This window comes from Parabacteroides caeci (assembly GCF_023656795.1).
GTDB classification, from domain to species: Bacteria; Bacteroidota; Bacteroidia; order Bacteroidales; family Tannerellaceae; genus Parabacteroides; species Parabacteroides segnis.
In genome coordinates this window covers 1-10,064 of record NZ_JAMOKT010000113.1, presented here as the reverse complement: position 1 = coordinate 10,064, position 10,064 = coordinate 1, and the positions used below count along the sequence as shown (strand labels likewise).

At 52.7% G+C, this 10,064-nt stretch carries 12 protein-coding genes and 1 pseudogene; 1 reads left to right on the top strand and 12 read right to left on the bottom strand.

Annotation, left to right across the window (positions count from 1 at the left end; all coding sequences use genetic code 11):
• The 12 genes and pseudogenes from NBH15_RS28345 to NBH15_RS28290 all read right to left on the bottom strand — a co-directional run.
• Window positions 1–348: pseudogene (locus NBH15_RS28345) on the bottom strand (AraC family transcriptional regulator); the annotation flags it as partial.
• Between the two features lie 154 nt (window positions 349–502).
• Window positions 503–1,291: a PRTRC system ThiF family protein gene (locus NBH15_RS28340; protein ID WP_075965637.1), complete on the bottom strand. Its 789-nt coding sequence runs from the start codon at window positions 1,289–1,291 to the stop codon at window positions 503–505.
• Window positions 1,288–1,989, bottom strand: coding sequence for a prokaryotic E2 ligase family D protein (locus tag NBH15_RS28335; RefSeq protein ID WP_075965636.1), 702 nt, complete (start codon window positions 1,987–1,989; stop codon window positions 1,288–1,290). The genes NBH15_RS28340 and NBH15_RS28335 overlap by 4 nt, the downstream gene beginning before the upstream one ends.
• A 16-nt stretch (window positions 1,990–2,005) precedes the next feature.
• A complete protein-coding gene (locus tag NBH15_RS28330; RefSeq protein ID WP_075965635.1) occupies window positions 2,006–3,085 on the bottom strand; it encodes a hypothetical protein in 1,080 nt (359 codons plus the stop codon).
• A gap of 37 nt (window positions 3,086–3,122) precedes the next feature.
• Complete coding sequence (locus tag NBH15_RS28325) at window positions 3,123–3,344, bottom strand: PRTRC system protein C (RefSeq protein WP_075965634.1); 222 nt, start codon at window positions 3,342–3,344, stop codon at window positions 3,123–3,125.
• Between the two features lie 3 nt (window positions 3,345–3,347).
• Window positions 3,348–4,322 carry a PRTRC system protein E gene (locus NBH15_RS28320; protein WP_075965633.1) on the bottom strand — a complete coding sequence of 325 codons (975 nt, stop codon included), beginning with the start codon at window positions 4,320–4,322 and terminating at the stop codon, window positions 3,348–3,350.
• Window positions 4,323–4,355: 33 nt separating this feature from the next.
• A complete protein-coding gene (locus NBH15_RS28315; RefSeq protein WP_075965632.1) occupies window positions 4,356–4,571 on the bottom strand; it encodes a hypothetical protein in 216 nt (71 codons plus the stop codon).
• A 5-nt stretch (window positions 4,572–4,576) separates the two neighbouring features.
• Window positions 4,577–4,906: a hypothetical protein gene (locus NBH15_RS28310; protein WP_229101631.1), complete on the bottom strand. Its 330-nt coding sequence runs from the start codon at window positions 4,904–4,906 to the stop codon at window positions 4,577–4,579.
• An 11-nt stretch (window positions 4,907–4,917) separates the two neighbouring features.
• Window positions 4,918–5,154 (bottom strand): hypothetical protein, encoded by a 237-nt coding sequence (locus NBH15_RS28305; RefSeq protein ID WP_055300465.1) that lies wholly within the window; start codon window positions 5,152–5,154, stop codon window positions 4,918–4,920.
• Between the two features lie 195 nt (window positions 5,155–5,349).
• The gene (locus NBH15_RS28300) at window positions 5,350–7,449 is read right to left on the bottom strand and encodes a type IA DNA topoisomerase (protein WP_122265229.1); all 2,100 of its coding nucleotides are present in this window, start codon (window positions 7,447–7,449) and stop codon (window positions 5,350–5,352) included.
• Between the two features lie 93 nt (window positions 7,450–7,542).
• Window positions 7,543–7,806 (bottom strand): DUF4099 domain-containing protein, encoded by a 264-nt coding sequence (locus NBH15_RS28295; protein ID WP_075966082.1) that lies wholly within the window; start codon window positions 7,804–7,806, stop codon window positions 7,543–7,545.
• Between the two features lie 47 nt (window positions 7,807–7,853).
• Window positions 7,854–9,626, bottom strand: coding sequence for a DUF3945 domain-containing protein (locus NBH15_RS28290; RefSeq protein ID WP_075965624.1), 1,773 nt, complete (start codon window positions 9,624–9,626; stop codon window positions 7,854–7,856).
• Between the two features lie 153 nt (window positions 9,627–9,779).
• On the opposite strand from NBH15_RS28290, the gene NBH15_RS28285 reads away from it, so the two are divergent.
• Window positions 9,780–10,064: hypothetical protein (locus NBH15_RS28285; RefSeq protein WP_250824135.1), on the top strand; the 285-nt coding region annotated here is incomplete at its 3' end.

The window sequence follows — 10,064 nt, the reverse complement described above, 5'->3', positions numbered from 1 at the left end:
TTGCATGATTCCGCTTGGCAACAGGAACAACACAACTCCGGAAAGAGTTGAGAATATAATCCATAAAATGATATGTGTCCACACACGCCGTTTGGTAATGTAAAAACAATCAAGCAACATTATCAATGCCGAACTGAACAGAGAATAGCACAGGAAGTATGTGGACATGTTCATCAATATGGAAGAATCCGCATTTTTGAATCGAATACCAAAGAAGAAATGTACCGAATAATTTGCCGAAAGCAGCAGCATAGCTATACCCATAATCTGTCGGGAGCGGAGATAATTCTTGAAAATTTTCTTTTCAGGAGTCTTTGCAAACAAAAAATAAAAGCCGAAGAATAACATCAACGGCAGTGCGGCACAAAGTGAAAAACTGTATATAGATGGTTCCATTGTTATGCTTATTTGATTTTGATACAAAGTTACGAAAAATATTGGTTTTCAGGATTATTTTCCTGAGTTCTTTTTTATATTTTAATCATACGGAAACGCTTTGATATTATACAGTTATCGGATTCACTTTCATGGTGGAGAGATTCAGGTACAGCCCGTGATGCTCGATCATACCGTTGCGGAACATTTTCCACAGGATGTTGCAGCCGAGCTGTGCCAGTGTGGAGTTGATGAACAGGTCCTGTTTCTCCAGAGCCTCCGCCAGCGAACAGCTCGGTCCGGAATCCTTTTCCTTCACTCTTGCGTATTTGACATATCGTGTGATCACCTTCAGCGATTCCACCGTTTCGTACAGCTTGGATGCCGGCTGTCTGATTTTCTTAGGTACGGTTCCGAGGATGACCTGTCCCGTATTCTGCATGTTGCCGAAGTCCATCCAGTACAGTGGTGTTTCGTGGCTTCTGTATTCCGAAACCGGCACGGCTTTCAGTATGTTCCAGAGGTCGAGACGGGACTTTATGTTGTCCGTGCAGGTAATCATTATGTTGGCCAGATTATCCCGTCTGGCGTCCTTCAGGGCTGCCGGATAGATGTCCGGTACCGCCTTCCAGTCGTTGCCGAAGAAGTTGTTCATGCGTGTGACGAGGCACTGCGCCTTGTTCAGTCCGATGTCCGAAGGGCTGAAGAGCTGCCGCCCGATGTTGGCTTCCGTCACGATGTCGGAATCATACAGTGTCACGAACAGTCCGGGATGTCCGAGTCCCCTCAGTGCCGTGTCAAGCCTGGCCAGGCAGGTAAGCACCTGTGAGCCTGTTCCTCCCGCTCCGATAAGGTTTACCGTTACCGGATGCTGCGGGTTTATGAGATAGTTGTCGATGTAGTGTACTCTTTTCATTTCAGTATGTCTTTAAGTTTCATGTTGTTCAGTTGTTTCAGTTCGTCGAGGTTGAAGTCCCTGTCCCGTGCCGCCTTTGCCACCAGCACGAGGTTTGACCTTGTCGGGTTCCCGTTCCCTCCCAGGTGGGTGAATTCCGTCAGCCAGAATTTCCGTTCCCAGTACTGCAGCAGCTTTTCATAGGTCAGGTCCTTCGGCAGCTCTATCCTGGCGTTTCCCAGACATACGCTGGAACCTGTCACGTTGAAGAACGGTGCGGCATACAGTACGGTATCCGGTCTGGGAACGTTCCCCTTGTAGGCATAGATTCTCATTCCGTGCTCTCCGGCCTCGTAGATTACTCCCGGCAGGTAATATTCCGCGTTTTCTATTTTGAGTGCGGTGCTGAAGAACATCATCCGCTTGTGCGGTGGATTGTACCACACGTATCTTTCGCTGCCCTTGCGCGAGTCGCAATACAGCAGGTTGTCGGGTATCTTCCCGTATGGAGTGGTACCGTGTCTTTCCGAGTATTCCTTCACGAGGGTGTTCATGAATTCCAGTGTCACCGGTCTTCCTTCCGTCATGTTTCCCCGGTCGTCAATACCCCGGATTTCAAGGAAGAAGTTCTTGTCCCCTTCCGAGGCATAGGCTATCAGTGCCGCCCTGGGGTTGAGCGGTGTCTTGATCTTTCTGGTCAGTTCGTTGCTGTCTATCATATGCTTTCAGATTGGTTTATATTGTGATGTTGATAAATTTTTCCGCCCATTTGAAGAAGCGTTCCGGGTAGTCGTCCATGCGGAACAGTTCCTCCGTTTCCGGAGACAGGTCACAGGTGGTGACCGGAATGATGTCGTATGTCTCCCGGCTGTAGGAGTTGTAGTAGTCCACGAGGTTGTCCGTCACGGGATCATTGCAGTCATAGACGACCCTTATCTGCCTGTTGAGATACATGGGCAGGTAGTCCGGTTCCTCTTCATAAAACGGGTCGTAGCCGTATTCCATGATGCCGCGTTCAGGCGAGAGGAATTCCAGACCTTCCTTCATGGCGGAGAGCAGGGACTGTTCGTATCCGTTCGCCGGCTTATACCGTCCGATTGCCTTCGGCAGGTCCTTGTAGTAGGATTTCCGTTCCACTCTCCTGAGCAGACTGTGTATCCTGCCTTTCTCGTATGAATGCAGCAGTTTCAGCCGTTTTTTCCTGTCGTCCTGTTCGTCGTCATTCTCTTCAGCCAGCCAGGTAAGCGCATATTCCGTGTCATCCTCGTCCAGTATGGTGTCAATTCCGTTTGCCTGCATCAGGTTGTGGATGAAGGTGACAGATATGCGTCTCAGTTCCGGCCCGAGATTTTCCACAAATTTCACAGGGAAGTAATACAGCGTAAGTTCTCCCCATCTGTGGCATTTCCAGAGACGGAAAATGAGTCTTTCCCCATCCTGCTCGATGTTTACATTCATGTCATTGCCGACAAGGTCGCTCATTTCATCATGCAGTCTCGTTATTCCTTCCGCCATTGTGAGTCCCGGTGCATGTACCGCTTCCTTTTTCATAAGACTCGCATATCTGAAAAAGGAATCACGCAGGTACTCGTAGTTTTCCCGCGTGATCAGGTTGCACGGCTTTCCGTCAGGACTTTCCGAGAACAGTTCCGGCGGAGGCATCGGCGTGAATGTGGTGTTCAGAAAAGAATTACGGCACCGCTGGGTGCCGCAATCCGTTTCTTCCTTTCCGTGCCGTAATGCACCTTCCTTTCGGTTTCCGCAATGATAAGTCTCGCGAGCTGTTCCGCCTGATATCCGTCCAATGGTACACATGATTTCTTCTTTTTTCTGTAGTCCTTTGCCATATCCTTTATCCTTTTGTTCCGATAGTTGTCTTGAACTCATATTCTGTCATGTCCTCCCTGATGACCGGTCCGTGAACGGTAGCCGTCGTCAGTTCCGGGTACATGTTCGAATAGTAGTTCATGACCATGTCCGGCGAGATGTTCGGATCCGGGTCCTGAAGAGTAATATACTCTGTTCCTTTCTTGAATCTGAATGAGCGTGTCATTCCTTTAATTTCGAGTGCCATGTCTTAAACTGTCTGATAAGGTGAATACTTGGGTTCCAGCATGGACTGCGGGAAATCGATGTATTCCTCGTAGTCCTTCTCACTGTATGCGGGGTGTTCCTGATCGGAGAGGTACGGTTGCTGTTCGTCCTCCTGCATGAACCGTTCTTCCTGCCAGTCCTGAATTTCAGGCTGCGGCGGATATTGAGGTTGGGAAGGCTGCTGTCCGCCTGTCAGCTGTACGTATTGCGCGTGCGGCTGTATCTGCGGTCTTGCTTGCGGCTGTGGCGGCTGTTGTTGCGGTGGCCATATTCCTGGCTGTTGCGGATGCTGCGTGTATGCCTGTTGTGGTCTCTGCGGTACCGGCTGTTGCGGACGTTGCGGTTGCGGATTTCTCTGTACCGGTGTCTGTGTGTATACCGGCTGTTGGGAGTGTGGCTGTTGCTGCTGTACCGAAGGTTCCGGCTGTGCCTCCTGTTCCATCAGGTCGAAGAGGCTTCCCCGGTTCATTTCCGTGTCGGCTGCCTTTATCTTCTCCTCGATTTCCTTCAACTGGGCGGCATTCGCGTGTGCTTTCGCCTGTGTAAGCACGCTGACGGCTTCCCGATGGTTCCTGGCGGCTGTCAGTTCTTCCGCCTTCTTCATCAGTTTCTCGTACTTCTCCCGTTTCTCGCGTTCTTCCTTCGTCTCCTTGGATTTCGCTTCCTTGGCGGCCTTGCTGCTGGCGGCGGCCTTGTCCGCCTGTGCCTCAAACTGTGCCATGTTGGAGATCAGCCCGCACGCTTTCTGTATCGGTCTTGTGACTGCCTGCAGGAATCCTGTGTCAAGTTCCTGCGGTGTGCCCGTGACAGTCAGCGGCACGATGTGGTTCTGGGCCTCGTCCTTGAGTCCGTTCGATTTGGGCAATGTGGAAACGGTCAGTTGTCCGTTTGTCTTGCGGATGACGATCGTGAGGTCCACGCTTTCCGTCATCATCTGGTGGATTGCTGTAAAAAACATAATTTCAGATATTAAATGATTAGACGATGTGTTTCAATATTCGCTGAATAATTCAGCCAGCAGCCTGTTCCTATCCGGATGTCTGCATATTTCCAGAACGGGGTTCAGCAGCTTTGAGATGTGAACGGGACCTGTGGTTCCCCTTGGCGGCAGCTTGATTGCCGGTTGCGGGACGTGTACTTTCGGTCTTCTTGTCACGGGCATCCCTATCGGAGCTGGTGACTGTCTTGTGATGATCGCTTGTTGCATATTCTTTAATTTTTAACTGTGAATACCCGGGCTTTGGCAGCCCGTTGAACTACAAGGGCCCAACGGCAAATGCTTCCGGAAAGGCAGGGTTTTCGGGAAAAATACCGGAGCGCAGCGAGGATGATTTTTTCCGAAACCGCTTGCGGCCTGACCTTGCCGTCCGACAAGAAGCGTTTGCCAACTTTGCCCTGTAGTTCTCGGTTTGCCAATGTCTGTGTTTTCCGTCCATTCCCTTTTCTTTCCGTGTCATTTCCGGCTGTGACGGATACAAAAAGAGCCGCCCGCTCCCGGACAGCTCCCTTATGCTGCAATGATAAATTCCGTGCATGTTCCATATCGTCAGATTTCAGAAGACCAGAAAACTCAGTATGCACAGAATGATTGCCAATGCCACGAGAAAACAGGCTATACGGTAGAGGAACCTGAAGAGTCCCCTGAAACAGATGATGGCCACGGCAGTCCATACAGGCGATATACCGTGGGAATAGAGCCAGCTGAATATGATGGCTGCTGTTACGGCCAGCGCGAGTGTCCTTGCCCATCTGCTGTCCGCTATCTTTCTGATACGTTCTTTTGCTTTCATAATCTTCATTTGTTTGGCGGGAATGCCATTCCCGGTTTCAGGGGCTTTCTTGCAGTCCGCCTCCACAGGCAAGGTTTTCGGGAAAAATACCGGAGCCTCTGGCGAGGATGATTTTTCCCAGAAACCGTAAGGCCTGACCTTGCCGGTGGAAACGGGCGGGCTGCGACCTTTGCCCCGCGAATCGGGATGGCTTCATCATTTCCTTTTCCTGCCGTTCCCGTTTTTGGGGAACGAGAGTGTCAGGGTGAACCCGGCGTCAAAGGTGACCGAAGCGTCGAAAGCCACGCCCTTCTTTCCCTTGAATCCCTTGATAAGGCGTGTGGAACCGGAGGAGAAAAGCTGTTCCAGATGCTGGTCCGTCAGTTCCTTGTTCAGGAATCTGCGGTACACGGTCAGTCCGCACCCTTTATTGTCGCAACGGGCACTCTTTTCCCTGACGATAATGTGTCCGGTCTTGCATTTGGGACAGGTGAATGTGCGGGCGGCTGCCGCCGGAAGGCTGAGGTTCAGGATTTCACGGGTAGCCTTGCGGGTGTAGTCCGTGATGGATGCCATGAACGTGTCCGGTCCGAGCGTGTGCCGCTCTATCTGGAGCAGGGTCTTCTCCCAGCTTCCTGTCAGGGAAACATCCGCCACGAGCATGTCCTTCACCGCATCGTAGATATGGAGTCCCTTTTCCGTGGGGACGATGCTCTTGCCGGAGCGGGCGATATAGTCACGTTTGAACAGTGTGGTGATGATGGCGGCTCTTGTGGCGGGCGTGCCGATGCCCAGCTCCTTCACGGCCTCGCGTGCCTGTTCGTCGGCTATCTCCCTGCCGCAGGTCTCCATTGCTGCCAGCAGCGTGGCCTCGGTATAGGGCGGTCTGGGCACGGTCTTCTTCTGGGACAGTCCGAATCCTGAAACAGGAACCGTGTCCCCTTCGGCAAATACGGCCGTACCCTCGTCGGTTTCCGGCTCGTCGTCCTGCCTGTCCTCTTTCCTGCAGAAGATGCCGCGCCATCCCGGACTGACGACAAGGGAACTTTTCGAGCGGAAATCCATGTTGTCCAGGCGACATTCCATAAGAATCAGTTCCTTCTCGCAGCAGGGCGAGAACGCCTCCAGCATACGTCCGGCTATCAGCGTATAGACGGCCTCCTCCGCTTCGGAAAGCCCTTCGGGTGCGATGCCGGTCGTGATGAGAGCATGGTGGTCCGTCACTTTACGGTCGTCCACGCTACGGGTGTTGAGACGCGCAAAGTCAAGGATTCCGGCACTTGTGGCGAATTCGGGCATGGCCATTATCCTTTCCAACAGACCGGGCACGCAGGCCATCACATCGTGCGGGATATACCGGCTTCCCGTTCTCGGGTAGGAAATGAGCTTCTTCTCGTAGAGCGACTGGGCGATGTCCAGCGTCTTTGCTGCGGGCAGGTCGAGGTGCACGTTGCAGTCCTTCTGGAGTGCCGTTAGGTCGTAGAGCAACGGCGGCTGTTGCAGGCTTTTCCTGCGCTCCACCTTCGTGACCGTCGCCGAAGAATCGGGAGAGAGACTGCGGTAGGCGGCTTCCGCCTTCTGCCTGTCGTCAAAGGTCGCGGGATGGAAGAAGCGGCGGTGTGACGTGCCGCCATTGAGGGTGACATGCAGCTGCCAGTATGGTGTGGATACGAAACTGCGGTTCTCCCTGTAGCGGCTGCATATCATGGCGAGCGTCGGAGTCTGCACCCGTCCGATCGAGTTGTTGGACGAGCCGGAAACGATGGCCAGGGCACGGCTGGCGTTCATGCCCACCAGCCAGTCTGCCTTCGCGCGGCTGTCGGCGGCGGTATACAGGCTGTCGTATTCCGAGCCGTCCTTCAGTTCCTCCAGACCTTTTCGTATGGCCTCGTCAGTAAGCGAGGAGATCCACAGGCGTCTGAACGGTTTCGTGCAGCCCAGAAAGTCGTATATCCAGCGGAAGATAAGTTCCCCTTCACGACCGGCATCGGTAGCCACGACGATGCTGTCACAGCGGTTGAACACGCTTTCTATGACTTTCAGCTGTTTCGAGGCGGCGATGTCCGTAACCATTCCCCTGTCCGTGCGCATCTGTCGGGAGACCAGGCGGAACGGGTCCGGCAGCATCGGCAAGTCCTCCTCCGCCGTTTTCGTATAACCATAAGTGTCCGGTATGGCCAGTGACACGAGGTGTCCCAGTGCCCAGGTCACCATATATCCGTTACCGGAACAGTAGCCGTCATTTCTTGTATCAGCCCCGACTACACGGGCAATGTCCATGCCTACACTCGGCTTTTCTGCGATGATTGCTATCATATTGTAAGATAAAAATTAAGCCGTTTCCCGTTTTCCATGCGGAAGACAGGAAACGGCGGTAAGACATCGGTTTACTTGATAATTGCTCCCAGATTATTTGCCCAGCGGTGTCACTCCCTGGATTTCCAGTAGCGGGGACTCGCCCTTACGGACCAGTTGGAGCGTGGCGTCCATCACCACGTCCACGCCGAGGAGCACGAGGCTCAGGGACATCACTTTCGTTTTCTCTCCCCTGAGGAGGGTGTCCATTTCGCCGGAGAGTTCCAGCTCGTCCTTCATGATACCGATACCGGAGAGTTCGTCCCAGTTCACTTCATCAGCCTTGAAAGGCATGTCGTTTCCGTTTTCCTTTTTCATATTTCTTTCTTTTTTTGATTCAACATTCATTTTTCAGTAACCTGTTGTCAGGCAATGCTCGCACCTTTTGACTTGCGGTTTCCCTGTTCCTGTCGCTGGCTGTTGGCCACCACATTGCGCTGCGAGGCATCACGCTTGCGGTCAGGATTCTCGTTGTAGAAGTCCAGACGCCCCTGGTTGAAGTTCGCCTTGACGTACTGCGAGATGGTCTTCCCGTCATATCCCTTGATGCCTTCCACCAGCACGGCCTTTCCGCTCTGCAGGTCCGCACGCTGCTGTCTGGTCAGTTCCACGTCCCATACCTTGGGTGGAATCTTGAAATCCTCGCGCTGCTCGAAGCCGTCCGGCGTACGGGAGTAGCTCAGGCGTCCCGTTTCCAGGTCGGCCTTGATGAAGGAGGAGAATTCCTCTCCCTTGCGGTTCACCATGTCATTGAGGAAAATCACCTTGCCGTCACGGAGCTGCTGCTGTTCCTCCGCCGTAATCTTCACCCCGTTGATTTCGTTGGGAATATAGATTTCGCGTGCGCCTTCCGGAGAGTCCGGATTATAGCGGGTGTAGGACGGGCGGCCTGTCGCCTCGTCCAACTTCACGTAGGAGGAGAACACCTCGCCGTCCTTGCGCTGCATTCCCTCCACGAAGATGGCTTTTCCAGCGTTCAGGTCCTCAATCTGTTTCTGTGTCAGTTCCACGCCCCCGAGTGTCTGGCGGTTGAAGAGCTTGTCGTTCTCGAAAATGAACTCGACACCCCTGCGTTCGGCATTCACCTGAATGAAGGCGTTGAACTCGTTGCCGGATTTGGCGATCATGCCCTCTACATAGACCTTCTTGCCTTCACGCAGGTCATTCTGCTCCTGCTCTGTCAGTTCCACTCCCTTGATTTCCCTCGGGATGAAAGCATTCTCCGCTTTCATGGCGACCACCTCGTTGGTCAGCTTGTCGATGCTGATGAAGGATGGGATATATTCCCCGTTGCGTCCTTTCAGTTCCACGACACGCCCCATGTTGCCCGTTTCGAGCAGGTTCTTCTTGTCCTCGTCGGAGAAGATGTGTCCGAAGTACGGTCGGTCAAGGTCGGGTTTCTGCCGGATACCGTGGATGCCGAGCACCACTTCGCCCGCCATGGACTGCTGGAAGGACAGACGTGCGTCCGTTCTCAGTACGGCCGAGCCGAAGTTCATGCTTATGGGCACGACCTGGTTGGTCTTGTAGCCCTTGAGCATCTGTTCGAGCAGTCCGCGTTCCTGGAGGTATTCACGGGAGATTCCGAAATTCTTGAGCTGTTCCCAGTTGATCATGGACTCGTTGTAACGGTACTGGGGGGACTGGTTCTGCGGCTGGCTGTCAGCTGCGGCAGCCTGCTGCTGGGTTTCATTTTTCTTTGCCATTTCTTCTTGGTTTTTGGGGTTGATACTTTGGTTTTCCTTGTTGCGCGGAACAATCTCGTACTGCTTGAGAAATTCCTCCACGGCTTTTGTCTTTTTTCCTGCGGCGATGTCCTCGATGGCCTGCTGTACGGCAGGGTCGTCCAGCCTGTCTTCCTTGACGGAGAGGATTCCGAAGCGTGTCGGGTCTTTCAGCTGGCTCCAGAAGTTCTTGATGAAGTTCTCGAAGGCGTCTGCATAGCGGTCAATCTTCAGGAAGGAGTTCCGGTTCTGCCTGTCGGCGGCTACCGTGTTGAATTTTCCGTCCTGTCCGATTTGCGACACCGCTTCCAGAATCAGTTCCATCTTGTCAAGGATGAACACGATGTCACTCATCTGCTCGTTTTCGGAGACCTGCGGTTTCGGGGGTTCTTCCCTTGCATTTTTCTTTGCCATAATTTTTGATTTTTAGTGTTGATAACTCATGTTGTCACCGCAAATATATAGGAGAAAAATTGATAAATAATTGATTTGCAATATGTTAGGACACACATTACACCATGTGTCATCACATTACACCGCAGGCTGGAGAAAACGGAGCGAAAAAGCGTGGGAAAACGGCAGGAAAAGGAGAAAAAACAAGGGACGAGAAAGAAAAGGGAAAAGACGGGAACAGGCTGGAAAGACAAGGGCATGGCGGTACGCACTGCCGAACGGAAGAAAAGGAAAAACTGTAATTATGCGATCAGGCTAAGCCTGACGGCGAAAAGTGTTGCCGAGGAAATGGGGATCAGCCGCCAGCAGCTTTGCAACATCGAGCAGTCGGAAACCGCCCCCGTGGTGGTGAAATACATCGCTTTTCTAAGGAGCAAAGGGGTGGATCTGAACGCTCTG